The 25720-nt window shown below is 54.5% G+C and carries 23 protein-coding genes; 10 read left to right on the forward strand and 13 right to left on the reverse strand.

Annotation, left to right across the window (positions count from 1 at the left end; all coding sequences use genetic code 11):
- Nucleotides 1-36: 36 nt before the first annotated feature.
- Together PGY33_RS11245 and malQ are read right to left on the reverse strand one after the other, a co-directional pair.
- The gene (locus PGY33_RS11245; protein WP_243022877.1) at nucleotides 37-1275 is read right to left on the reverse strand and encodes an HAD-IA family hydrolase; all 1239 of its coding nucleotides are present in this window, start codon (nucleotides 1273-1275) and stop codon (nucleotides 37-39) included.
- 83 nt (nucleotides 1276-1358) lie between these two features.
- Nucleotides 1359-2852, reverse strand: a complete 1494-nt coding sequence (gene malQ, locus PGY33_RS11250; protein WP_118478850.1) for a 4-alpha-glucanotransferase — start codon at nucleotides 2850-2852, stop codon at nucleotides 1359-1361.
- Nucleotides 2853-3139: 287 nt separating this feature from the next.
- Here malQ and trmB point away from each other — a divergent pair, with 287 nt between their 5' ends.
- Complete coding sequence (trmB, locus tag PGY33_RS11255; protein ID WP_110436112.1) at nucleotides 3140-3799, forward strand: tRNA (guanosine(46)-N7)-methyltransferase TrmB; 660 nt, start codon at nucleotides 3140-3142, stop codon at nucleotides 3797-3799.
- A gap of 533 nt (nucleotides 3800-4332) precedes the next feature.
- Here the strand turns inward: trmB and PGY33_RS11260 are convergent.
- Complete coding sequence (locus PGY33_RS11260; protein WP_110436111.1) at nucleotides 4333-4971, reverse strand: phosphoribosyltransferase; 639 nt, start codon at nucleotides 4969-4971, stop codon at nucleotides 4333-4335.
- A gap of 60 nt (nucleotides 4972-5031) precedes the next feature.
- Complete coding sequence (locus PGY33_RS11265; RefSeq protein ID WP_118478848.1) at nucleotides 5032-5877, reverse strand: PfkB family carbohydrate kinase; 846 nt, start codon at nucleotides 5875-5877, stop codon at nucleotides 5032-5034.
- A gap of 440 nt (nucleotides 5878-6317) precedes the next feature.
- Between PGY33_RS11265 and PGY33_RS11270 the strand changes: the two genes are divergently transcribed.
- From PGY33_RS11270 to PGY33_RS11290, 5 genes are all read left to right on the forward strand, one after another.
- Nucleotides 6318-7616 (forward strand): glycoside hydrolase family 10 protein, encoded by a 1299-nt coding sequence (locus tag PGY33_RS11270; RefSeq protein ID WP_118478846.1) that lies wholly within the window; start codon nucleotides 6318-6320, stop codon nucleotides 7614-7616.
- Nucleotides 7617-7643: 27 nt separating this feature from the next.
- Nucleotides 7644-8384, forward strand: a complete 741-nt coding sequence (locus PGY33_RS11275; RefSeq protein WP_118478844.1) for an acyl-[acyl-carrier-protein] thioesterase — start codon at nucleotides 7644-7646, stop codon at nucleotides 8382-8384.
- Complete coding sequence (locus PGY33_RS11280) at nucleotides 8381-8692, forward strand: hypothetical protein (RefSeq protein ID WP_118478842.1); 312 nt, start codon at nucleotides 8381-8383, stop codon at nucleotides 8690-8692. The genes PGY33_RS11275 and PGY33_RS11280 overlap by 4 nt, the downstream gene beginning before the upstream one ends.
- A complete protein-coding gene (locus PGY33_RS11285) occupies nucleotides 8676-9122 on the forward strand; it encodes a HEPN domain-containing protein (protein ID WP_117489955.1) in 447 nt (148 codons plus the stop codon). Before PGY33_RS11280 ends, PGY33_RS11285 begins: the two co-directional genes overlap by 17 nt.
- A 638-nt stretch (nucleotides 9123-9760) precedes the next feature.
- On the forward strand, nucleotides 9761-10285 hold the full coding sequence (locus PGY33_RS11290) for a transcription repressor NadR (protein ID WP_117489959.1): 525 nt from the start codon (nucleotides 9761-9763) through the stop codon (nucleotides 10283-10285).
- A gap of 301 nt (nucleotides 10286-10586) precedes the next feature.
- On the opposite strand, the gene PGY33_RS11295 is transcribed toward PGY33_RS11290, so the two are convergent.
- On the reverse strand, nucleotides 10587-10967 hold the full coding sequence (locus tag PGY33_RS11295) for a metallopeptidase family protein (protein ID WP_270383467.1): 381 nt from the start codon (nucleotides 10965-10967) through the stop codon (nucleotides 10587-10589).
- 164 nt (nucleotides 10968-11131) lie between these two features.
- On the opposite strand from PGY33_RS11295, the gene PGY33_RS11300 reads away from it, so the two are divergent.
- Complete coding sequence (locus PGY33_RS11300) at nucleotides 11132-11698, forward strand: hypothetical protein (RefSeq protein WP_117489964.1); 567 nt, start codon at nucleotides 11132-11134, stop codon at nucleotides 11696-11698.
- Nucleotides 11699-11738: 40 nt separating this feature from the next.
- Here PGY33_RS11300 and PGY33_RS11305 read toward each other — a convergent pair whose 3' ends face one another.
- The 4 genes from PGY33_RS11305 to murC form a co-directional block, all read right to left on the reverse strand.
- Nucleotides 11739-12359: a hypothetical protein gene (locus PGY33_RS11305; protein WP_270478712.1), complete on the reverse strand. Its 621-nt coding sequence runs from the start codon at nucleotides 12357-12359 to the stop codon at nucleotides 11739-11741.
- Between the two features lie 64 nt (nucleotides 12360-12423).
- Nucleotides 12424-12804, reverse strand: a complete 381-nt coding sequence (locus tag PGY33_RS11310; RefSeq protein ID WP_118478838.1) for a hypothetical protein — start codon at nucleotides 12802-12804, stop codon at nucleotides 12424-12426.
- Between the two features lie 98 nt (nucleotides 12805-12902).
- Nucleotides 12903-13514, reverse strand: a complete 612-nt coding sequence (locus PGY33_RS11315; protein ID WP_110436100.1) for a cytidylate kinase-like family protein — start codon at nucleotides 13512-13514, stop codon at nucleotides 12903-12905.
- 280 nt (nucleotides 13515-13794) lie between these two features.
- Nucleotides 13795-15171, reverse strand: a complete 1377-nt coding sequence (murC, locus tag PGY33_RS11320; RefSeq protein WP_118360666.1) for a UDP-N-acetylmuramate--L-alanine ligase — start codon at nucleotides 15169-15171, stop codon at nucleotides 13795-13797.
- 261 nt (nucleotides 15172-15432) lie between these two features.
- Between murC and PGY33_RS11325 the strand changes: the two genes are divergently transcribed.
- On the forward strand, nucleotides 15433-16563 hold the full coding sequence (locus PGY33_RS11325; protein ID WP_118478836.1) for an MGDG synthase family glycosyltransferase: 1131 nt from the start codon (nucleotides 15433-15435) through the stop codon (nucleotides 16561-16563).
- A gap of 66 nt (nucleotides 16564-16629) precedes the next feature.
- On the opposite strand, the gene PGY33_RS11330 is transcribed toward PGY33_RS11325, so the two are convergent.
- Nucleotides 16630-17205 carry a TetR/AcrR family transcriptional regulator gene (locus tag PGY33_RS11330; protein ID WP_118478834.1) on the reverse strand — a complete coding sequence of 192 codons (576 nt, stop codon included), beginning with the start codon at nucleotides 17203-17205 and terminating at the stop codon, nucleotides 16630-16632.
- A gap of 199 nt (nucleotides 17206-17404) precedes the next feature.
- On the opposite strand from PGY33_RS11330, the gene PGY33_RS11335 reads away from it, so the two are divergent.
- Both PGY33_RS11335 and PGY33_RS11340 read left to right on the forward strand, forming a co-directional pair.
- Nucleotides 17405-19891, forward strand: a complete 2487-nt coding sequence (locus PGY33_RS11335) for an efflux RND transporter permease subunit (RefSeq protein ID WP_243022620.1) — start codon at nucleotides 17405-17407, stop codon at nucleotides 19889-19891.
- Nucleotides 19878-22016 (forward strand): hypothetical protein, encoded by a 2139-nt coding sequence (locus PGY33_RS11340; protein ID WP_270478713.1) that lies wholly within the window; start codon nucleotides 19878-19880, stop codon nucleotides 22014-22016. Before PGY33_RS11335 ends, PGY33_RS11340 begins: the two co-directional genes overlap by 14 nt.
- A gap of 253 nt (nucleotides 22017-22269) precedes the next feature.
- Here the strand turns inward: PGY33_RS11340 and PGY33_RS11345 are convergent, their stop codons facing one another.
- The 3 genes from PGY33_RS11345 to PGY33_RS11355 form a co-directional block, all read right to left on the reverse strand.
- Nucleotides 22270-22821 (reverse strand): ECF transporter S component, encoded by a 552-nt coding sequence (locus PGY33_RS11345; RefSeq protein WP_118360663.1) that lies wholly within the window; start codon nucleotides 22819-22821, stop codon nucleotides 22270-22272.
- 102 nt (nucleotides 22822-22923) lie between these two features.
- Nucleotides 22924-24672 carry an S-layer homology domain-containing protein gene (locus PGY33_RS11350; protein WP_270478714.1) on the reverse strand — a complete coding sequence of 583 codons (1749 nt, stop codon included), beginning with the start codon at nucleotides 24670-24672 and terminating at the stop codon, nucleotides 22924-22926.
- Nucleotides 24673-24726: 54 nt separating this feature from the next.
- A complete protein-coding gene (locus PGY33_RS11355; protein ID WP_270478715.1) occupies nucleotides 24727-25569 on the reverse strand; it encodes a hypothetical protein in 843 nt (280 codons plus the stop codon).
- Between the last annotated feature and the right edge of the window lie 151 nt (nucleotides 25570-25720).

A 25720-nucleotide genomic window follows, 5' to 3' on the forward strand; every position in this document is an offset into this window, starting at 1 on the left:
TCGCAAATCACTCTTGTTCAATTATGCGGTATTGCCTTAATATCCCAGTTTTTCGCCGATGAGCACGACCTCACAGCTTTCAAATCCGCTCGGCACGCCCATATGAATGACCATGGCGCGGCAGATGCGCTCCGGACTTTCGCAGTTGTGACACCTGCCGTCAACCGCACACGGTGTTTTTTTATTCAGCCGCTTGGCATTGAGCGGAGCGGCAATATTTCTTGCCCGCTCGATGGCGCTCTGCAGGTCGGGACGCAGCTTGTTCACGCCGCACACGAAAATGCAGCGCTTCGGTCCGAACAGCGTGGCCGCCACGCGGTTGCACTTGCCGTCGATGTTGACGATCTCGCCAGTCTCGCTCAGTCCGTTCGCTGAAGACAGGTAAACGTCCGGCGTCTGGCAGTACACGCCCTTGTCGATCCAATGCCAGTGCACGTCCGTGCTGTCCGCAAAGTTCTCCGGAAAACCAAGCTGCTTCATCGTCATTGAGCCGCCCATCGACACGGATTTGCCTGCACAGGTGTCTCTCAAGTAGGAAACTGCCTCATCTTTCGTTTCAAAGTAGCGGAAACCAAAGCCGTAACCGGTCAGAGCCTTCTCCACCTTGCTCACATCGGGCACGCCGTACTCGAACAGCGGCAGCAGATCGCTCGGCTCATACGCAAGCGCGTCCGCACCGGATGCACGCAGCTCCTCCGTCGAGCGAAATCCCCAGGCAACACCGATGGCGGTCAGTCCTGCGTTTACTGCGGTCTGCATATCGGTCGCGCTGTCGCCGATGTAGAGGGTCGTTTCCTTGTCGCCGCCCAGCTCGTCCAGCAGCTGCAGCACGCTTGTCGGATCCGGCTTGCGCGGGATATTCGGGCGTTCGCCATAGGTAATGCACACCAGATCGCCGAAATAGTGCTCAATCAGCGCTTTCGCGGCGGAATCGTACTTGTTCGACAGCACACCGACCGTCACGCCGTTCTCCTTGAGCGTTTCGAGCACCGAAACAATGCCCTCATACGGATGCGTGCGGTTCATCATGTGCTCGCCGTAGAACGCGCGGAAATCCGCCAGACAGGTGTCGATCATCTCGTCCGTGCGGCTCTCCTCGGGAATGCTGCGCTCGACTAGCTTGCGTACGCCGTTGCCGATGCGGATGCGCGTCTGCTCCATGCTCACCGGCGGAAAGCCGTGCTTCTCCACGGCATAGGTTACGCTGTCGCACAGATCACCGAGCGAGTTGAGCAGCGTACCGTCTAAATCAAAAATGGCAGTTGTCATTTTCATACATATTCGTCCTTTTCTTGTCCGTGAAAATAGAATACCGCACCACAGAATCCCGTGATGCGGTATCATTATAGCACATTTTCTTACCCGCGCATATACGTCTTGGTAATTTCACCGAGCATGGACGAAACCGTCGGGTTGAGCGCTTCCGCGCGCACGCGCCAGCGCCAGTTTTTGCCGCCGATAGTGGCAGGCGTATTCATGCGGGAATCCGCACCGAGCGAGAGCAGATCCTGCAGGGTCGTCATAGCGATGTTCGCCGAGGACGCCCATACGCACTTGATGGCACTCCAGCCCATGGCCTCGGCGTGCGAGGTACGCAGATAGCGGTATGCAAACTGCTTTTCCGGCTCGGAGCAGATGTCCATGATCTGCTCGCACACGGTCTGCGAGTCATGGGTCGAGGTGTAGACGATGCTGTTCGGCTTATAGTTGTGCGGCAGATGCTCGTTGTCGTAATCCGGCGTAAAGCCGAAAATCAGCACGCGCATGCCCGGGAAACCGCTTTCTTCGAGCAGCTTCTTGACCTCATCGGTCTGCACGCCGAGGTCCTCCGCGATGAGCGGCACCGGACCGAGTGCCTTCTCGATGGCGTTAAACAGTTCCATGCCCGGACCCTTGCGCCACTTTCCGTTGATGGCGGTCTCCTCGTCCGCGCCGACCTCCCAGTAAGCGGCAAAACCGCGGAAATGGTCGAGACGCACCACGTCGAACAGCGCCATGTTGCTCTTCATGCGCCAGATCCACCACGCGTAGTTTTCCGCCTTGTGCGCCGTCCAGTTGTACACGGGGTTGCCCCACAGCTGACCGGTTGCAGAATAGTAATCGGGCGGTACGCCTGCTACCAGCTTGGGACTGCGGTCGGGCTTCAACTTGAACAGCTTCGGGTGCGTCCATACATCGGACGAGTCGGCGGAAACGTAAATCGGGATGTCACCGATGATCTGAATGCCCTTTTCGTTGGCATACTCGCGCAGTGCCGTCCACTGCTTGAAGAAGATATACTGCAGAAAAATCCGGAAATCCACCTCGTCACGCAGCTCTGCGGTCACTTTTTCGAGTGCTGCAGGCTTGCGGTCGCGCACATCCTTGTCCGGCCACATGTAGACCGGCATGTGATGGTATTTCTCCTCCTTGAGCGCCATAAACAGCGCGTAATCCGGCAGCCATTCACTGTTCTTTTCAGTGAAGACGGCAATTTTCTCACGCATTTCCGGTGTCACGCGGCTGTATGCCTTGCGGAACAGCGGCCAGCGGGTATCGGCCAGCTGCTCGAAATCCGCGGTATCCGCCGAAGCGTTGAAGTCGCCCTGACGAACCTCATCCGCGGTGAGCAGACCGTCCTCAACGAGCAGATCCATGTCGATCAGATACGGATTGCCTGCCGCTGCCGAAAAGCACTGGTACGGCGAATCGCCAAAGCCGGTATGACCGAGCGGAAGCACCTGCCAGTAGGTCTGGTGCGCCGCCGCCAGAAAATCTACAAAATCACGGGCGGTCTTGCCCATGGTGCCCACGCCGTGCGGCGAAGGCAGTGAAGTGACGTGCGCAAGCACGCCGCTGGAACGCTTAAACATATCCTTCTCTCCCTCTGTCAGTGGATCTGTTGTTATTATAGCACAGATGTAGCATTTAACCAAGAACTATCTACAAATTTGCATATTTTTTGTGAAAGTTGTGGTCTTTCTGTAAATTTAACTGAGATAACGGTTGTGCCCGGCTATCTCTCTGTGGTATAATATTATGTCTATTATTGCAGAAGATGTGCCGCAGACCGAAGTATTCTGCGGCAGCTTACTCTTTTTTCGTCCTGTTTGAGGACAGTTTTCCGTACTATAACACTGATGTAAGGGGTTTATCACGCATGAGAATGCGCAAAAAGAAAAACTTGGACGTTCGATTTGCCGCCTGTGCGGACGTTATGGCGTTCGAGCCGAAGGAAAAACGCGGCAAGTGGCGCGCCCTGTTCGGCAACGACAATCCGATCCATCTGGAGATCGGCTGCGGCAAGGGCCGTTTTGCCATCGGCATGGCTGAGCAGCACCCGGATGTAAACTTTATCGCGGTCGAGCGCGAGGAAGGCGCGCTCATTATGGCAGCCGAGCGCTGCCAGCAGCAGCCGCTGCCCAATCTGCGGTTCGTATCCTTCGACGCAGCCGAGCTGCGCGAGGTATTCGCGCCCGGTGAGGTAGACCGCATTTACCTGAATTTCTCCGATCCATGGCCGCCCAACCGTCAGCGCAAGCGCCGGCTGACCTGGCGTGCGTACCTGGAAGTATATGATGAAATCCTGCGTCAGCAGGGTGATCTGTGCTTCAAGACGGATAATCAGCGCTTTTTCGAGTGGAGTCTGCAGGAGATCTGCCAGTTTGGCTGGCTGATTCAGAATATCTCGCTCGATCTGCATAACTCGGACTTTGAGGGCAATGTCATGACCGAGTATGAGGAGAAGTTCTCCGCGGAGGGTTACCGGATTTATCGTCTGGAGGCGCGCCGCCGTCTGCCGGAATTTCTGAAAAAGTAAACGAAAGAGGAAGGTTTTTACCTTCCTCTTTTGCTTTTTCAAAGTTCCGGTTATCAGTATTGTTTGTTAGTCTCTGCCAGACGGTGGTTGAGCGCTTGCGAAGCGAACGAAATCTTGCCTGCCCGGCAGGGGCACAAGAGGGTAGACACCAAGGTTTCCACCCTCTTGTGAATCACCCCTTTCCTAAGATAGTCTGGCGCAGACCAGAGACCGGCGACCGCTTCGAAAATGGGGAACGGCAGAGGATTTTTTCTTCCGTAGGGGCGCACAGAGTGCGCCCATTTCTCTACCTATTCGCAGTGTCAGATTCCATACTGCTACACATACCATTTCATCTCTGCAGACGCGACAACAAGGTGAATTGCCCGAAGGGCAAGAGAGAGTCCCTTGGAGGATGACAGCGTCGCGCAACTCGTTTGCGCGTTGTTACGGACGGCACCTACGAATTTCACCTATTCGTCAACTCCTAACTCCTACCTTGTGGAATCTCTGCACACGAAAAAAGAGGAAAGCACACGCTTTCCTCTTGCTCGTTACAGCTTATTGTACCCTCTCGGGGTGACGATTGCATCCAGTGGAGTGCCTGCGGCACAGTCCGGGCAGGCTTTGCCGCGCACAAAGTTCTGGTAATGCGGGAAATCCGCGCCGGAGAACAGGCTGACAACCTTTTTTCCGCTCAGCTCGCTGATATTGGAGAACAACGCCGCAAAGCCGGAAACGCGGCCGCCGTAATACTCAACGCACTCCTTCGCCTGCGAGAAGGTCTGACCGGTGGATGCGGAATTGACCAGCACAAGCACATTACGGTGCTCGATCATATGGCGCAGGTTATCCGAGAACACAAACTGACCGTTGACGTTGCTGTCCGGCTCGACAAGGTAAATATCCTTGCCGCTGTTGACATTGCCCATGCCCACGCTCGACAGCTCACCGGCGAGATACGCGCCGATGTACTCCGTGCCTTCCATGCACAGCAGTGTATCAATGCTGGTGGACGAGAACTGGTATGCAATGCTGCGTGCGGCTTCTCTGGACATTGCCATGCTGTGCTTGATCTCGGACATATCAATATAGTAGTTGATGTGCGAATGATTCGTGGCAAAATGCCCCGGTATCGCGTCCGCGTAAAGCCGTTTGTTCACACGGGAGGTGATGCGGATCGACTGCTTCATACAAAAACCACCTTTCTTACAGCGCACCCCTATCGAGGAATATCTGAGAATCTATCTATATTATACCTCAGTCCGGTTCTCGTGGCAAGAAAAAAGGCGCGGCAGCAGCTTCTCAAATTGCACGCCATGCATAGGGTCGGTATGCTGCGCGGCAGTGTAGGCGATGCAGTCCTTGACGAACTCGCCGGCAAGTGCACAGGCATCGGCAAGCCCCCTGCCGTTCAGCAGCGCGCCGAGCACGACCGCCGCAAACAGGTCTCCGGTGCCGGGATAATACTGCGCGATCCTCTCGTGCAGGCTGATGGTGCCGCCGTCCGCAGACAAACAGCCGGAACCGACCTTCCCCGGCTCGTAATCCAGACCGGTCAGCACAACCTGTGCGCCGTAGCGGCTGTGAAGTGCATGCAGCCACTCCTGTGCTTCCGTTTCGTTCTGCGGTGCGGAGGCCGGGTCGCGGTCGAGCAGGATAGCCGCTTCGGTCGTATTCGGCGTGATGATATCCGCAATTTCGCACAACTCGCGCATACGCGTGCACATTTCGGGTGTATAGGTGGCGTAGACCTCACCGTTGTCGCCCATCACCGGGTCGATGAACGCCGTACCGTTTTCGGATTTCAGCCGCAGTACGGCATCCCGCACGCAGTCGATCTGATCTGCCGAGCCGAGAAAGCCCGCGTACACCGACTCAAACCGTAACCCTAACCGGTCGTACTGGTCGATGACACGCGGCATAACACCGGTCAGATCGACCGTTTCCCAGCCGGGAATGGCCATGTGCGTGGAAAAATATGCGGTCGGCAGCGGCACGCACTGGTGTCCTGCCGCCGAAATCGCTGCAATGATCGGCACAAGCGACGAACGTCCGAAACCCGACAGATCGTGCAGCGCTAAAACCTTTTTCTGCATGGATTTGCTCTCCTTCTTACTCTATGGCAGCACCACATAATTAAAGCCGCGGCTTCTTGCGCAGGCTCCGGTCGCGCTGCCGCGGCGCTTTGCGAAAATTTTGTGTTCTGATTTTGGCTTCGGTTCCTTGCGCGAGTTCCGTCCGCGCTGCCGAGATTTCTTGCAATACGGCAAGTATTGCAAGAAACCGCGTCTTGTCAGTACGCAAAATTTACTCACAAATCGCTCTTGTTCAATTATTCGGTATTGCCCTGTCTGTATTTCAGCATACAATGAAAAACCTTTTCTGTCAACGCACCTGTCTGCCAGAATTCACATTATGTACTTAAATTTCCCGATCGGTTGTGGTATAATATAGGGTAACAAATTGGCGAAGTTGCTTTCACAAGCAGGGTATGCAATGGTTATGAAAGCAGCTTCCGGATAAAAGGAGATTCTTCATGCTGAAAAAACGCATTCTATCCATCGTGCTGGTACTGACCATGCTGATGATACCGGGCGCTTACGCCGCTCAGCCCGCAAAGGACAATATGCACGGTGTCTGGGTCGCGTCCGTACATAATATTGATTTTCCCTCCGAGCAGGGCATGACCGCCGACCAGCTCAAGGCCGAGGCCGATACCGAGCTGGACAATATTGCCGCAATGGGCCTGAACACGGTATTCCTTCAGGTTCGGCCTTCCGCCGATGCGCTGTATCCGTCCGAGCTGTTTCCGTGGAGCCGCTACGTCAGCGGCACGGCCGGTCAGGCACCGGATGGCAGCTTTGACGTCCTCGGCTACTGGGTAACCGCAGCGCATGAGCGCGGTCTGCAGCTGCACGCATGGATCAACCCATACCGCATTACGATTGACGGCGAAGCCGAATGGAACGCAATCCCGGATTCCAGTCCGGCCAAGCAGCACCCGGAGTGGGTAGTCAAGTACAACGATAACTACTACTTCGATCCCGGTATTCCGGCAGTGCAGCAGCTTGTCGTAGACGGTGCGGCTGAGATCGTCAAGAATTACGATGTGGACGGCATTCATCTGGACGACTATTTCTATCCGGGTACGGATTTTGCCGATGAGGCGACTTATGAGCGCTACGGTCAGGATTTCAGCAAGATCGGCGACTGGAGACGCGACAACGTCAACACACTCATCGCTGCTCTGAATGAGACACTGCATACGCTGGATAAGAACCTCTCGTTCGGTGTCAGTCCCGCCGGTATCTGGGAAAACAAGAGCGCAAACTCCAAGGGCAGCAACACGCAGGGGCAGTCCTCGTTCAGCGAACTGTACTGCGATTCCCTGCAGTGGATCAACGCCGGCACAGTAGACTATATCTGTCCGCAGCTGTACTGGTCGATCGGCTTTGAGCCTGCTGACTTCCAGACGCTTGTCAAGTGGTGGCAGAAGGCGGTTTCCACCAGCGATGTGGCGCTGTACATCGGCATCGGCGCATACCGCTCGGCAGAAGCGCAGCCCGGTGATACCTGGTACGGCACGGATGAAATCGAGCGTCAGCTTACTCTGCTCGATGACAGCATAGATATTCAGGGCGAGGTATTTTTCAGCTATGCCTCCCTTGAGTCCATCGACGGCTGTCCGGCCTTCCTGACCGCGCACTACGCGGCGGATAAGCCGGTCACCAAGCCGGATACCGACAATTCCGGCACTATCACCCAGGAGGAAGCACAGCAGCAGGCTACCCTGCTGGATATGCTTTCCCGCTTTATCGTTTCCCTGTTCCGCTAACCGCACATTTTTCGGAGGTGCATTCCCATGGTCGATCTACTCACCCGTGAATATGAGGTGAATTACAGCCACATTGACAACCGCGGCATTGCCAGGCCGTCCTTCCTGTGGAATATCATGCAGGACGCGGCGACCGTCCACGCAGAAGCGCTGCACATCGGTCCGCTCGATCTGCGGATCGTGTGGGTGCTCTCGCGCATGAAAGCGCGGCTGACGCGTCCGCTGCTGCCGTATGAGCGGCTGCGGTGCGAAACGTGGTGTCCGGGCATTAAAGGTGCAAGCTGGTACCGCAGTTTCTCGTTCTTTGTGGATAACAAGCCGGTTGGTGACGCACAGTCCATGTGGGTAACGCTCGACCCGGAGACTCACCGCATTGTGCGTCCGAGCGCATTTCCCGAAGCCGAGCAGTACCTGCACACCTCCCGCGGAGAGCTGTTTGCGCCGCTGCCCAAGCTGTCGTGTGACAACGTGCGCCTGCATCATGTTCACGAGGTCCGTTATTCGGATCTGGATGTCAACAATCATGTCAACAACGTGCGTGCAGTCGAGCTGATCTCGGACGCGCTCGACCTGTACAAGCAGCCGGGTTTTGTCTCCGAGCTGCAGGTCAACTACACCGCCGAAACCGCCTGCGGCGAATCGCTTTCGCTGCTGACCGGCACGGCGGACAGCGCACGTTACATTCGCGGTGAAGCCGATGGCAGAACCCGCTTCGAGGCGCTTGCCACGCTTTCGCCGCTGCCCGACCCGAAGGAGGGATTGGTATGACGCAAGCGATCGAGCAGGCTGTATGCGATATTTTGGGCGCGTGCCAGCCGGTCAAAATCATCCTGTATGCGGAAAAGCGTACGATGGCAACCGACAAGCTCAAGGCATTCAGCCTTTGCATTATCGTGCCGGAGAGCGCCAACTGCCGCACACTGCGCACACACCTGCACCTGGCGATTACGGTTTCCGTACCCGTCAGTCTGAGCGTTTACACCACCGAGGAATGGGCGGAGCTTTGCACGGACAGTACCTCGTATGCCGCATGGATCGCCCGGAAAGGCAAGGTGATTTATGACCAGACGGCGTAAAGGTGCATCCGACAGTTGTTTTTACTACAAATGGCTGGACAAGGCGCTGTGCGACCTGCAGGCCGCACGTCTGCTGCTGACCTACGGCGGCGATCATTACAACATCGCGTTCCACTGCCAGCAGGCGATTGAAAAGGCGCTGAAAGGCTATCTGCTGTTCCGCACCGGACGGCATTTTGACGGACACAACCTGACGTACCTGTGCCGTCAGGCGATCCAGCTGGACTCGAAGGCGTTCTCCGAATATCTGGACGAGAGTGCGGCGCTCAACGATTTATATATTGAGACGCGGTATCCAACCGACCTGCCGTTTGAGATTGATGAGCTGGAGGTCCGCCGGTATCTGGATATGGCAGAGCGGATGTTTGCCGCGATTCGACAGCAGCTGTATGAGGGCGGGAGACCGCATGAGATTGTGCAGCGCAGATAATTTTTATTTGCGCTGTTTGCCTAACGAATTAGGAATAGGTGCTAACCCTTAGCTGGGGTTCCAAAAGGATAGACACCAAGGTTTCTATCCTCTTGGGACTCCAGTTTCCTTTTGTTTGTTAGTCTGGCGCATACCAGAGACCGGCGACCGCTTCGAAAAGGGGAACGGCAGTCGGGTTACTCTTGCGTTTGTTTCGTAAAATATTCGCAGTTCACAGATACCTTACTGCTACACATATCGGCTACTCTCCGCAGGCGCGACACAGGGTGAATTGCCCGAAGGTCAAGAGAAGGTCCTCTGTGGGATACCCGCACCGCACAACTCGTTCGTCTGTAGGGACTGCAGACGGCACCTACGAATTACAATTATTAACCAATTTTACCGTAGGGTGCGGCAAGGTGAATTGCCCGAAGGGCAAGAGAAGGTGCCCTGGGGTGCGACCTCGGCGCACCGTTTTTCAACCATCTGCACATTGCCTAACCGCAGGGGCGGCCAGTGGCCGCCCACGCAACGCCCAATCATTACAAAACTCCTACCTCCTCACGCCTAACTCCTACCTTGCGTAATCTCTCCCATCTTGACACTTGCATACTCCGTCAACTTTTGCTATCATATAAGGATGTAAGGAGTGACTAACCATGAACGCTGCGGAACGACGCACTAAAATCACCCACCTGCTTGCACAGGCGAATGGGCCGTTATCGGCGACCGCGCTGGCCACGCAATGCGGTGTCAGCCGCCAGATTATTGTAGGCGATGTTGCGCTCCTACGTGCAGGCGGATTGGCCGTGCTCGCTACGCCGCGCGGATATATTCTGGAGAACACCTCGGCGCCGGCCTGTGCGGAGCGGCACATTGTCAGCCACCACGACAACAGCCGCATGCTTGAGGAGCTATACACGGTCGTCGATCTCGGCGGAGCCGTGATTGATGTGACGGTCGAGCACGCTGTATACGGTCAGATCTGTGCACCGCTGCATATTTTCTCGCGGTATGACGCCGACGCGTTTAACGAGAAGATTCAGCAGTCCGGTTCCCGGCCGCTGTCCAACCTGACCGGCGGCATCCACCTGCACACCATCCGCGCTACGGATGAGAAAACGCTCGAACGCGTAATTCAGGGACTCAAGGACAAAGGCTTTCTGCTGCTCGAGGATAACTAAAAACCACCCGAACGATAGATTTCGTTCGGGTGGTTCAGTCCATCAATAAAGTCCGTTTTCGCGATGCTGACGCTGCCGCGCGGCAGCGCGCATGAAATAGAATTTGCTGTGCAAATTCGTAAAAAAGCCGGAGCATGTATCTGGCTTTTTACACTTCTGGAGGAAGAGAGTTTCGACCATCGGGAGGAACTTTCGGACGACTTTGGAACGGTCTGCGGTCCGTTCCTGCTTGTCGGCGAAACTGTAGTTTCGCGACAGCCGCAACCACCCGAACGATAGATTTCGTTCGGGTGGTTTTCTTTTACTCGTTTTCTGCCTGCTGTTCCTTATACATGGCGATCTGCTCCGCGTCCCATACCTCCAGATCACGCACACCGGCGCGTCCCTCGACGTGATGACGGAATTCATGCCGCAGAACTTTTCGCATTTCTTCGGTCAGCTCATCCTCATCCAAATGGCGGTACGCCCGCTTGAACGAGCCGTAGTACATTACAATATATTTGCCCATCGCCGGATCAATGCGGTACTGCCCCATCACATACAGGGTGCCGTTGCGGTCCTCCGGGTGCAGAAGATACCCGGGTTCCACGACGATACCACCGTTCAGTTCCTCGTAAAACGACTGCGGAATCTCCTCCGCGAGATCGGATAATATTTCTTCAAATCGGTCGATCGAGATCATGCCTGTCTTCCTTTCTGACCTTACTGCTTGTCTGCCATTACTATAGCATAACCTGTTTTTACAGGCAACCAAACTTTTTGTGAACAAGGTGTCTTGACATGTGTTGTTTTATGTTGTATACTTCTATCTGTTCACAACTCAAATATTGGAAAGGACCTGTTCCCATGGTTAAGAGTAAAAGTTTGTATCATTTGGCGCTGGCCGGCGTACTGTGTGCGATCGGCATCATCATCCCGATTTTTTCTCCTGTAAAGATTCGACTCGACCCGATGAGCTTCACGCTGGCAAGCCACGTTGCTATTTTTCTGGCGATGTTCATTTCTCCGGCTGTCGGCGTGGCCGTTTCAGTCGGCACGACGCTTGGCTTTCTGGTCGGCGGCTTCACCATGCCGGTCGTCCTGCGTGCGCTGACCCACGTTGTCTGGGTTGCGCTCGGTGCATACTATCTGCAGAAGCACCCGGAGCTGATTGACTTCCGTCAGCAGGTTGAAAACCGCAACGCAAAGCTGTTTGGTCTTGGTGCGGTACTCAGCATCATCCACGCGGCACTGGAAACCCTAGTCTGCGTACCGGTTTACTTCGGTCAGGGCCTGTCCGGCGCGGAAACCGTTCGCATTCTGCTCGGTCTGGTGCTGCTCGGCTCGTTCATTCATTCGATGATCGACTATGCGCTGTCTCTGCTGATCTGGCGTCCGGTCAGCGGCACGATGCGCACTAGCAGAGTTTCGTAAACTGCAAAAACACCCGTCAATGACGGGTGTTTTTCTTTTCTTATTTCACCTCGCAGCCGCCCCATTCTACCACGGTGAAGCCGTCTCTTGCAAACGGCGTGAACGTCTGCGGCTCGATGGTCTGCGCCCTGTGCAGTGGCTTCCACGCCATGAATACGCGGAGCACACTGTCCGGTTCCGGGTCGATATCCAGCTTTGCGGTGTCGGTGTAGCGTTCCGACTGGAACGAGATGAGATTGTACGGGTTTTCCTGCATTTTCGGCAGCCAGTACACGATAAATTCGTTGTACTCCTTCGGGGTAAGGCCGATCTCAGCCAGTGTTTCGCGGAGGAAGTCTGCCGTGTCCGCTCCCGCGACGCAGAAGCCGGTGGAGAAGTCGTAGTCGGTCTTGTTCTCACCCTCCCAGAACAGATAGGAGTATTCCGCGCCGGTTTCATCGTACAGCGTGCCGTCCGGTTCGGCGGTGATGTGCCAGCCGTTCTCATACGCCGGATAGGTCGCGGTCAGCGTGCCGTCATAATTGAGCGACACCGAAACCGCTGTTTCCTGTTCGGGATATAGGTAGATGACCGGCTTTTCAGCACATTCTTCATCGCTGACGCAACCCGCCAGACCGAAAGCCAGCGCCGCCGCAAGTGTTCCTGCAAGCAATCTTTTCATAGCGATTCCTCCTTTGTTCGGTTAGACGAAATCGGGGCGGTTTGGTTCCCTATTCTGCGGAAATTTACGGTCGTACCCACTCACCGGTCAGCTCATTCTTCTGCAGAACCAGATGGAAGCCGTCGGCATCATTAAAATAAACCGCCTTATCCATATCCTCAATCGGCAGGACAACGGTATATCCCGCACTCATCGTGTTTGCACTGCCGAATGCGTTGTAAAACGTGAGATAATGTTCGCCGTTCTTCGGCTCGTCCTTATAATTCCGGATATCCTCAATCGGCGGAAAGACAGCTGCATGGAGTGTCAGTGTTTTCCCGTCCTCGGAAACCGTATAATCGCGCAGTGTGACATTCTGCTGCTCGGTCAATCCTGATCCCACACGAAATAGCAGAAACGGCACAAAAACCGCTGCGAATACAGCAATAATTCTTCGTATTTTCATCGTTTTTCTCCTATCCTTTTATCTGTAAAAATGCGAAAGGCCGTCCGCAAGGGACGACCTTTCCGCACTCTCTCTTTTCTCTTTTCCCTATACAGCAGTTACTTCTTCAGGCGATTGATGTACTCCAGAATAATATCGGTGGAATATTCAACGCCCAGACGGCCTGCGTTAATGCAGAGGTCGTAATGGTCGCACTTGCCCCATACCTTGCCGGTATAGTAATTGTAATAGGTAGAACGCTGCTTATCCATCTTCTCGAGAGCAGCCTCGGGCGTCTTGCCCTCGATGACGTAATCACCGCAGGTCTGAACACGCTTTACACGGTCCTCAATCGAGCCATGGATGAAGAAATCGAACTTATTCGGGAAGTCACGCAGTACATGGTCTGCACAGCGGCCAACGATAACACACGAGGAATCCTCTGCCATCTCGCGGATGATATTGGACTGAGCCAGATACAGCTGATCGGTCAGGCTCATGCCGTTCAGACCAACCGAACCGAACATCGTCAGCGAGTACAGGAAGCTATTGGTGGCACGCTTGTCGAGCTGCTCAAACAGTTTTTCGTCAAATCCGGTCTTTTTAGCCGCACGGGTAATAAGTTCCCGGTCATAGAACGGAACGCCCAGACGGAGCGCCAGCTTCTGACCGATCTCACGACCACCGGTACCATATTCACGACCAATAGTAATAATCAAGTTGTTATTCATAACGCACCCTCCTTACCAACCGGAATTATACAAATTGTACAATTCTCTATATCTGTAGTATGAACCATTTATGCGTTTTTGTCAAGTAGGATTCAAAAATTTTTTCATTCTGTAAATTTGATTGGTTTTCGCTTCAAAGCGAACGCGCCTTGCCTGCCTGGCAGGGGCACAAGGTGAATTGCCCGAAGGGCAAGAGAAGGTGCCCCGGGTACGACTCGGCACACCGTATCTATTTTGACAAAAGAAAACCCGCTCGAAAGCGGGTTTTCTCGTTATCTCTTTACTTATTCTTGATCAGCATCGGTCCGACTTCATTGATATTGCCGGCGCCCATGGTGAGCACCAGATCATTCGGGCCTGCCTCCTTACGGAGATAATCTGCAATCTCGTCAAAGCTGTCAAACGATACCGCGCCCGGCACCTCCCTGGCGATATCCGAGGAATAAATGCCGATGGTATTCTTCTCGCGGGCGGCATAGATCGGAGCAAGAACCGCCTGATCGCACAGCTTGAGCGCGTCCACAAACTCGTGGAACAGCGCCTTGGTGCGGGTATAGGTGTGCGGCTGGAATGCACACAGGATACGGTCGAAGTGCATTTCCTTCGCGGTGTTCAGCGTGGCCTTCATCTCGCTCGGATGATGCGCGTAATCGTCTACGACGGTTGCGCCGTTCGGCATTTTGCCGACCAACTGGAAACGGCGGGACGAACCGGTGAACTTGTTCAGACCGCACTCGGCAGCGTCACCCGGCACACCGAGAAACTCGGCAGCGGCGCAGCACGCCAGAGCGTTCAGCATGTTATGACGGCCCGGAACGGACAGCGCCACCTTAGCGTACTCCTTCCCCTCTACCATAACGGTAAAGCGGTAGTAGCCGTTCTCATCGCGCACGTCAGTCGGGTAAACGTCCGAGGTTGCGCTCGTGCCGAAGGTACGGACCTTGCGGTTGATGCCTGCCACACTGCGCATTGCATGCGGGTCATCGCCGTTGACGACAACAAGACCGTTCATCGGGGTCAGCTCGGCAAACTCATGGAACGAGTGGATGATATCGTTGATATCCTTGAAGAAATCGAGATGATCCTCCTCCACATTGAGGATAACCGCAACGGTCGGTGCAAAGCGCAGGAACGAATTGCAGTATTCGCAGCTTTCAGCCACAAAACAGCCCTTGCCGCCGATACGGAGCGTACCGCCGATGGCAGGCAGGTTGCTGCCGACCATAACGGTCGGGTCCATCTGCGCTTCCATGGTCATGAGCGTCATCATCGAGGTGGAAGTTGTCTTGCCGTGCGTGCCTGCCAGACAAACCACGTTGTCATAATCGCGCATGAGGTGTCCCCATGCCTCGGCACGCTCCATGACCGGAATGCCCAGCTCATGGGCGCGGACAATCTCCGGATTTTCGTCATGCACAGCAGCGGTGCGCACGATGAGCGACGCACCCTCGACGTTCTCCGGCTTGTGCTCGTAGGTAATCTTTGCACCCAGAGCCTCCAACCGTGCGGTAACATCCGTACGCAGACGGTCGGAGCCGGAAATCGGCACACCGCGGCTGAGCAGCAGCTCGCCAAGCGAATTCATGGATACGCCGCCGATGCCGATCAGGTGGATGCGTTCCTTATTTTCAATGTAGGGCTTAATAGACAGAGCCATTTCCCTAAGCCTCCTGTATTTTTGTTTATCAGATTTATTATAGTACAAAATCGCCCGGAATAAAATAGCTAACCGAGAAAAACTCCTGCCGGACCTGAAAAAAAGGAATATATGATACCGGAAATACCGCTGCATATCGCTTATCCGCATACATTTAACTAAAGTGTAGTTTGATTTTTTCACATGTTTACGATAAAATATCTTTAGGCGTGCTGTCCGGTCTGGTCAGCACAAACGCCGCAATATAAGGAGAGGCATTGTATGAGAGTACTGATTTTATCCGTCACCGCCGGATTCGGCCACCATGCCACCGCAAAGGCCATCGGCGACATGCTGGAATCCAAGGGCGCGGAAGTTCACACACTGGATGTTTACGCCTATATCAGCAACCTGATCAAAACCACCATCGACAAGGGCTATCTGTTCTCCTCCAAGCACATGCAGACGCTGTACCGTCTGGTCTACCAGCTGGCCGAGAACAACGGCGCAAGCTATTTTAACTCTGCGCCGAGCATTATCAATATCATCAACGCACTCGGTGCGTCCAAGTTTGCCAAGGTCATTGCGAACCATGTGCCCGATGTTATCATCTGTACGCACGTTTTTGCCGCACAGATGGTCGATGAACTGAAAAAACGCAAAAAACTCGCCGATATCGAGACCATCGGCATTGTTACCGACTACACGCTCCACCCATACTGGGAGGATGTGCCGCGCGTGCAGTACATCGTCACTGCGAGTGAACTGCTCACCTACCGCTGTGTGCAGCGCGGCCTTCCGGAGGACCGCATCCTGCCGTTCGGCATTCCGGTGCACCCGAAATTCAACGAAAAGCTGTCCCGCGAGGACGCGGCGGCACAGCTCGGCATTGACCCGAATAAGAAAACCATCCTGCTGATGGGCGGCAGCATGGGCCACGCCGACCATGTGAAGAACATCGAAAGCCTGTCGCAGATCGGTACGCCGTTCCAGTTTCTTGTGGTATGCGGCAACAACAAAAAGATGCTCTACCATGTAGAGCAGTTTGCCTCACACTATCAGGGCAGCTGCAAGATCTATCCCTACGGCTTTGTACACAACGTAGAGGTGATGATGAGCGCGTCCGACTGCATTGTATCCAAGCCGGGCGGTCTTACCGTGTCCGAGGCTCTGGCGAAAAACCTGCCGATGCTGCTGTTCGATCCGATCCCCGGTCACGAGGAGCGCAATGTTGATTTTCTGGTCAACAACGGCATGGCGGCGCTCATTACCAAGCACTTCCCGATCGACGAGGCGGTGTACGAGCTGTTCTGCAATCCGGTGCGGCTGGAGACCGTGCGGAGAACCATGAGCGAGATTGCCCATCCGGATGCCACCGAACGGCTGGCTGAATTTGTCCTGCGTAAACGATAATACAGTGAAAGGGAGTACCCGCCTGCGGGTACTCCCTTTCGTGCCGTTAAATTCCTACTGATTTACTCAGTTCTGCACTGCATCCGACTGCGGCACCAGCGGTGTCAGCGGTGTCAGCAGCTTAGTGATCAGGCTGACCATCTCGGTCTTCGGGATAGGCTGCGACTCAGTGATCCACTTTTCGGTCATGCCGATGACACCGGTCGCAAGGAAGCGTGCAGCATACGCATCCTCGACACTGCGGTACGGCAGCAGCTCCATGCGGCATTCCTCGATAACGCCGATCATCTTTTTGCCGAAACCATCCGGCGCATTGACCTTGATGAGTGCGGTGACGATCTCACGATTCTCCTCCAGATAATCCATCAGACGGCTGAGCACCAGCTTGAGCGTTACCGTCTCACTCGGACGGATGGCTGCGATCATCCCGCGGAAATCCTCGATCATCCCTGTCTCGATCTTATCGCGCAGGTCATACACATCCCGATAATGCGCATAAAATGTGCCGCGGTTGATATCCGCTTCGCGCACTACGTCGGTCACGGTGATGCTCTGGAAGTCCTTCTGCTGCATCAGCCGCGTCAGTGCCTGCCGCAGCAGCTTTTTCGTTCGTCGGATGCGCTTATCCTCCACTTCTGCCATGGTATTTCACTCCATTCATATTGCTTTTTCCGTTCCATTTCCGTAATTCGCATTTTAACGAACATATACAATATTTTTGTGCGTTATCATCCACTCTTATCATATTTGATTATTGCGTTCGTTATCCTTATGTACTATACTATAACACGAAAAGAAATCCTACACAATATCTATTTCTGAGAAAGATGGTGTTTTCTTTGTGAAACTTAAAGGACATAGCCCTGTTGACCTGATCATTAACAATCGAAAACTGATTGAAAAGATCTATATCGTACTGATCATCTTCAGTTTAATCTGTGTGCCAATGGTTGGGATCAACTACGATTTAACAAAATACCTGCCGGATTCGTCTCCGTCCGCACAGGCGCTGGACATCATGGAGGACGAATTTACCTATCCCGGCATGGGACGCGTCATGCTCGAGGATGTGACGCTGTACGAAGCCAAAAACATAAAGGACCGTATCGCGGACGTTGACGGTGTGGACATGGTCATGTGGTGCGATATGGCCACCAATATCTACGGCTCGAGCGAATTCATCAACTACGACAATATCGACGACTACTACAAGGATAACACCGCCTACATGGATGTTATCTTCACCGACAAGGACTCGTCCAACCAGACCCACAAGGCGGTGCATGAGATTGAAAACATCGTCGGTGACAAAGGTCTGGTAGCAGGCTCCGCTGTATCGGATACCAACCTCGGCCCGACCATTAACAAAGAGGTCGCCCGTGTTATGGCTCTGGCCGTCGTCATTATTTACATCATTCTGACGATCACGACCACCTCGTGGTTTGAGCCGGTGCTGTTCCTGTCCGTGCTCGGCATTGCAATCCTCATCAACATGGGCACGAACATCATCTTCGGCGAGATTTCGTTCCTGTCCAACGCCGTTGGTGCGGTGCTGCAGCTGGCCTGCTCGATGGACTACTCCATCTTCCTGCTGCACGCCTTCACGCAGGAGCGCGCAACCGGTGCAGAACCCGAACAGGCGATGGCGAACGCCTGGCGAACCGCCTTTTCGTCCATCGGCGCTTCCGGCATGACGACCATCGTCGGCTTTGCCGCCATGGCGCTGATGAACTTCGGCATCGGCCCGGATATGGGCTTCGTACTGGCAAAGGGCATCGCGCTCAGTCTGCTGACCGTGCTGCTGCTCATGCCGGCGCTCATCCTGCGTTCGCAGAACATCATTGCCAAGACGCAGCACCGTCCGTTTATCCCCAAACAGGGCCGCGGCATCGGTGAATTTGCGTACAAAATCCGTCGCATCGTATTTCTTGTGGTTCTTATCATCATCATTCCGTGCTACATTGCACAGGGTATGGCGAATTTCTCTTACGGCAACGAGGCCGTTGCAAACTCACCCGGTACACCGGTTTACGAGGCCGAGCAGCAGATGAATGCCAAGTTCGGCAAGAGCAACATGATGATCGCGCTTGTCCCGCCCGACAGCAACATCACCGAGAAAAAGATGACCGAGGAGATCAACGACCTGTCCTACGTCAAGTACGCGCTCAGCCTGTCGTCCGTTCTGCCGGAAGGCATTCCCGAGGATTTCCTGCCGGAGAACATCACCAGCCTGATGCACTCGAAAAACTGGGCACGCGTGATTATCAACGTGCGTTCCGCCGGTGAAAGTGACGATGCCTTCAAATTCTCGGACAACATCCGCGCGATCATTGATAAGTATTATCCGAACGAAACGACCTACCTTGTCGGCGTAACGCCGTCCACGCAGGATATTAAGGATATTATTGTGCCGGACTACAACCGCGTCAACATCGTTTCCCTGCTGGGTGTAGCACTCGTTATCGCGATCACCTACAAGGCACTGATTCTGCCGATCGTCGTGCTCATCCCGATTGAATGCGCGATCTTCATCAACACCGCTCTGCCGTACATTTACGGTCAGCGAACCATGTACCTCGGCTTTATCATCGTCGGCTGTATCCAGCTGGGCGCGACGGTTGACTATTCAATATTGATGACCGGCAACTATCTGGATGCCCGCTCACAAGGGGATAAAAAGGAAGCCGCAATACGGGCGGTATCGGTCAGCGCCGAATCGGTTATGACCTCCGGTCTGATCGTTATGACGGTTGCCTACGGCCTGTACTTCATGACCTCGGTCGAAGCGATTTCCGGTCTGGGCCAGCTGATCGGCCGCGGTGCGCTGATCTCGGTCATTCTCGTACTGTTCTTCCTGCCGATGTGCCTGATGCTGTTCGACCGCTGGATCGTCAAGTCGGATTACGCAGAAAAGAAGCACGCCAAGATGAACAAGATCCGCGCGACCAAGATCAAGCTGCCGATCCTGAGCGAGCTGCACCAGCAGCGCGTCAACCTGCAGAACCAGATCCGCGAAAACCGCAAGGCACGCAACAAGGAGCTGCGCCTCAAACTCAAGAACCTGATGAACGGCGATGGCTTCAAGCTGCCGCAGAACTACACGCCGCCGACGCAGGAGCCGTCCAAACAGCAGCAGACCGAAGAATCCGCACACAAGCGCATGATCGGCAAAAAACTGCGTATGCGTATCCATAACCGCATTGAGATGCGCAAGGAGCAGCTTGAACAGCTGGCCCAGCGTCTCGGCAGCGACAAGAATAAGCCGAACGACAGCCAGAATGACAACCAGAACGATAATACGGAGGAGAACGACCATGAAAACAGATAAGCTGCGCCGACTGACCGCAGCCTCGCTTGTTCTTGCGTTCACGCTGCCGCAGGCGGCACAGGCCGCCGCGCCCACGGTAGAAACCGACGAATCGGTATATATCAACATGGATTACTACGGTGCGCCGACCAATACGCGCATCGTAAAGGGTGTCAGCCTGAACGGCCACACCGAGTTCACCGATTTCGGCAGCTACGCAGATGTGTACAACATGAGCACCTACGACGAGCCGGTCATCAAGGACAATTCGGTGTACTGGAAGCTGTCCGACACCAGCAAGCAGCGCTTCTACTACGAGTGCATCCCGACCGACAAGGTCAATATCCAGATGCCGTGGAACTTTGATGTTTCCTACAAGCTGAACGGTGTTTCGGTCAAGGCGGAGGACTGTGCAGGCGCAAACGGTCTGGTGGAGATCACCATTCACGCGGTGCCGAACAGCTACGCAAGCGACTACTACAAAAACAATATGATGCTCGTCTGCGGCACCGGTATCGACATGAGCAAGGCGCTTTCCATTGATGCACCGGGTGCACAGGTTCAGTCCGTAGGCACCTACAAGCTGGTCGTATTCATGGGTATGCCGGGCGAGGAAAGCACGTTTACCGTGCGTATCGGCTCGGATAACTTTGAGAACATGGGTATGTTCATGTTTATGACGCCGGCTACCCTGTCCTCGCTGGATATCATCTCCGACCTGAAGGACGTCAAGGACCGCCTGAGCAATTCCAGCGACAGCCTGTACTCCGGCATGAGCAGCATGCTCGACACCATGCAGTCCATGCAGAACGGCATGGGTACGATGTCGAGCGGTATTTCGGGCATCAACGCCGTGCGCCAGCAGCTGATCAAGGACCGCGGCACCATTGATCCCAAGACGGATGCCGCGCTGACCGCTCTGGAAAAGCTGACTGGCGAAAGCGATTCGCTGATTCCGGAACTGAACAACACCAAGGACACGCTCGTTAAGCTGAACGCGACTACGAACAGCATTCTCAATACGCTTGAGGAGTCCGGCGCGGACATCACTGAGTATCAGACACTTCTCAAGAACATCAAGACCTCGCTGGGCAACCTTGAAAACCTGATGGACGATCTGGACGATAAGACGGGTTCGGAGTGGCTGTATATCGACAGCCTGAAGAAAAATATCTCCGATATGCAGAAAGACCTCAAGGCACTGCGCAACGATTTGGATGACCTCAGCGACCCTGTCGGCAGTATTTCGTCCGATGTTGTGTCTGCAATCAGTAATGTACAGGATGTATTGAAAGACCTGAAAGGCTACGGCCTCATTTCCGATGACCGCTATAACAGTATTAACGGCACACTGGACACCATGAAGAATAACAGCTCTAATCTCGGTGATTCTTTGCAGGATGTGAGCAGCGATTTGTCCAGCCTGAGCGGCTCCCTTAACAATTTCCTGGGAACCACCAGTGATGTGCTCGACAATCTGGATGACATCTGCGACATTCTCGACGATTACAAGGGTCTGGGACAGGACTTCACCGCCGAGGGCAAAAAGCTGACCGAACTCGCCAACACCACACTCGACCGCGTCAACCAGCAGCTGACCGAGATTCCGGCACTGACCAAGTCGCTCAACCAGCTGACCTCGATCACCTCGTCCTCCATCGACAAGGGCACCGAGTTGCTCGACACCACCACCAAAACGCTCACCGCCTCCCACCAGCTGCTCGACACGGTCAACAGCATACTGCGTTCGGTTCGCAGCGACGCGGATGCCAGCACACAGACCACGCTCGACGGCCTGCTCGATGTGCTTGATAAGGCTTCCCGCTCGAACAGCTCGAATAAGCTGCAGAACGCGACCAATGATATTCATAATGCCATCGACGACGCTAAGACCGACCTTGAGGACGATACCAACATCCTCAATATCGACTCCTCGGCCGACCTGCAGTCTGTCACAAGCAGTATGAACCCGACACCGAGCAGTCTGCAGTTCATCCTGCGCACGCAGGAGATTTCGACCGACGATGACGATGAGGCTGTCACCTCGGATCAGGATGCTGCCGACGAAGGCGTTCTCGCGCGTATCGTGAATATCTTCAAGAAGCTCGTAAGCGCGATTTACGGCGTATTTGCTTCGGAAGAGTAACCGCATATAGACCAAAAGGACAGGAAAATTTCCTGTCCTTTTTCCTTATCCACAGGTTGGGGATAATTGCGTAACCGTATGGTGTGAAACCGTTTGTCAAATCCATTTATATCATCGACGTTGATTGGTGCAATTCAAGTAGAAACAGCGGGGTGAGATCCCCCCGCCGTTCCAAAGAGAATCACACGATAACAAATCAAAATTCGCATAAAAAAACGGTTCCGTCTCCGGAACCGTTTTTCCTATCCATTTATCATGCGCGAATCTTCTCGCCCATCTCCGCGCTTGCGTGACTGAGCACCGGAAGCAGCACCGCACCAACGATAATGCCCGCAATGCCCTGCACGATATTCATCGGCACGCCGAGAACAACCGCGGCTGCCGCAGCGCCCATGCTGCTGCCCATCACGACTTCCATGCCGACCTCGTACACAAAGTAGCCCAGAACCATGACGATCTCTGCCGGAATGCCGCACAGAACCACACGGGTAATCGTATTCATGCCCTTGCCTGCCATGCGGTGGTACAGCCAGCCGCCGAGCAGAGCGGTCAGCGCCTTGATGGCAAACGTACCGGGCACCCATGCCATGTAGCCGCCGATAAGATCTGCCATCATCGAGCCGATACCGGCTGCCAGTGCGCCCAGACCGGGACCGAGCAGAATGCCGCAGATCAGCACCATGCCGTCACCGAGATGAATATAACCCTGTGTCGGTGTTGGAATGCGGATGATCATCGTAGCAACTGCCGTCAGTGCCGCCAGCAGTGCTGCCAGCACAAGCTTTCTGATGTTTTTTCCTGTCATATCGCATACCTTCTTTTCCAGTAATTCTGTCTGTAAGACTATTGTATGCGATATCGTGGCTTTGGGAAAGTGTCAGTTCAAACAAGTTTCACAAGGTCAGTTTCAGGCATTCGCCTTGAAATTATTGATGTAGTAATCGCCGTTTTCGTCGTCCATCACAACGCAGACCATCTTGCCCTTAGCGACAACCTTGGCCTCATCCACGCCTACGCAGATCCACTTGCGCGGGTCAACCGTGGTCTTGAGTTTAGCCGCCGCGTCTGCCGCCTGCTTTTCATCCGCAAAGCGCAGAACAACGATGGAATGTGCCTGCGAGGTAATCATAGACTCGGAGGCCACGCCTGCCTCAAACTTGATATCATCCGTGCCAAGGTACCAGAACAGACCGCGGCTCATGCCGTCCTCACCCATGCCGTTGTAGAGCGCCTCCTCAGCAACGCCCATGCCGCCGAACGGATGCGCACCGTAAATCTTGCTCACCAGCGCAGAAAGCTTCTCGTCCACCTTGACGGTCTCCGGCTGCTCCGGCTCGCTCACCTCCGGCTTTTTATAGCCCCAGACAGCCTCGCCGTACTTCTTCATGAACAGGTCGTAATTCTCGTTGTAGCGCTTCTTATACACGCTTTCGATCTGCGGGTCGAAGGTGTAAGCCGTGCCGTCGATGGTAATCTCGGTCCACGCGTGAACCGACTCACTGCCCTTGGGCGAAACGCCGGTGCCCGGAATCGCCTGTGCATCAAAGCCGACCTGACGGGCGAGATAAGTAAAGCCTGCCGCCCACGAGTAGCAGTTGCCCTTGTGGGTCTTAAGCATATCGGTCGCGGAGGTCAGCGCCCAGTCGCTCTTCGAAGTGTCAGCCGCGCCGATGCCGAGGTAACCGAACGTATTCTTCGCGTAATCATACACCGCACGCAGCTTCTGCTGCTGGGTCATGCTGTCCTTGACAACACTCTTTACTGCCGAAGCCAGCAGCGCGTCCAGTTCGGTCGAGCCGGTGATGTAGTAGCCGTTGTGGTCAAGCTCGAGCGAGCCGATGAACTTGTCATGGTCAAACTGCTTGTCCTCATTGACATGGAACAGCTTGCCGCCAATGTTATGCCAGCCCGGCGTCAAATCGGTGGTCTCCTTATCGAATGAGGTCCACTGTTCGGTGCCGCTCGACTTGTTAAACTTATGGTCGGTAGTTGCCTCAAGCATATCCCAGTATGCCCAGTGCGTGTTCGGCACGTCCGGCATAATACGGATGCCCTCACTCGTATTGATCGTAAACTCATCCGCCTGACGGCCGAGCACACGGTTGAGGATAGTTACCGTCTCCGCACGGGTAATCGGCGCATTCGGGCGGAAATTCGTGCCTGCCGAAATCCAGCCCTGCGCCAGAGCAGTCTGCACCGCATTGTACGCCCAGTTGGTCTTGGGTACATCAGCGAACGACTTGTCCGTGCCGATGTCGGTGTGCGGGAAGCGCGACAGAATCGCTACAAACTCCGCACGGGTAATCTTAGCGTTCGGCTTGAACGTGCCGTCCGTATAACCGTTCACCAGACCGAAACCGGTCATTTGACGAACAGCATCCGCATACCACGCGGAAACCGAAACGTCATTAAACAGATGGTCCTCATTCTTGACCTTGTTCACCAGCAGAGAGGCCAGCAGCTTGCTCGCCTCTGCACGGGTGATGGATGCATCCGGACGGAAGGTGCCGTCCGTGTAGCCGTTCATATACTGCATATGCTCTGCGGTATTCAGCTGCGGCTGCGGTGCCGAATTCTGAGCCGCGCACGCGGAAATCGGCAGAGTTGCCGCCATCAAAGCCGCAAGCGCACCTGCGGTCATTCGTTTTTTCATCATACTTCCATACTCTCCTTCAGATCGTTTTCGGGGATAGTATTGAATTAGACGGAATCACTCGTCATTTGGTTCCCTGTTTCGCTCATCTTTTTTACTTTTTTCTTTTTCGGGATCGAGCACGACCGGAATGAGCGCTGCCGCCAGCTTGCCCTTGCCGCGGTGCTTGACGTAGAAGAAGCCGATGATGGAAAACGCGATCGCACCGATGCAGTTGACCTGCAGATCCTTCATCGTGTCGATCAGGCCAATATCCAGATAGCCGCCAAGCTGCTCCGTCCAGTCCTCACCGTTAACGCTGACCGACTCAATCTGCACATGCACCGGCACATTCAGGCCGTCCGGGTTGAGCGACACCGTGTTGATCTCGTGCACGACATAGTCCTTCTGCATGTCCGTGTGCATCACCTGATCGGCGGTGAACTCGAAAAATTCCCACAGCACGCCGACCGTCATGGAGAAGCAGAACGCCACGATAGCCAGGAACAGCGGCGACAGCTTGAAGGTAAATCGTTCGCTTCGGTTAAACAGGTCAACCAGACAGAAGCCGACCGCCGCGACCAGAAATCCGTTTATCGTGTGCAGCATGGTGTCCCATCCGGGAATGATGGTGTAGAACGAATTGATCTCACCCAGGATCTCGGCGGCATAGATGAAGCAGTAGATGATAGCTTCCATCATCGGCGGGATGTCGATGGCCAGCTGTTTTTCAATCAGCGTCGGCATCGCCAGCAGCACAAGCGACAGCACGCACACGAACATATTCTCATACCGCTGCATGAACGCACAGCGGATGAATGTCAGCACGACCAGAAGCGACAGTACGCCGCGAATGGTCAGTCTGCGGCGTACGCGGCGGCGCTGCTCCGTGACGCGCTGCTGTAATTGTTTTTTATCCATATTTGTTAACTCCTTAAAGTAATTGCGAAAAGCGTAAAAGAGAGAACAACAATCTGTTGTTCTCTCCATTTCTCAACTAACTACCAGATTTCATCGTCCCGCGCGGCAGCGCGTATAAAATAGCATTTGCATTGCAAATGCCAAAAAGAGG

It is taken from the genome of Butyricicoccus sp. AF18-9LB, assembly GCF_027684505.1.
In the GTDB taxonomy this organism is placed as follows: Bacteria; Bacillota; Clostridia; order Oscillospirales; family Butyricicoccaceae; genus Agathobaculum; species Agathobaculum butyriciproducens.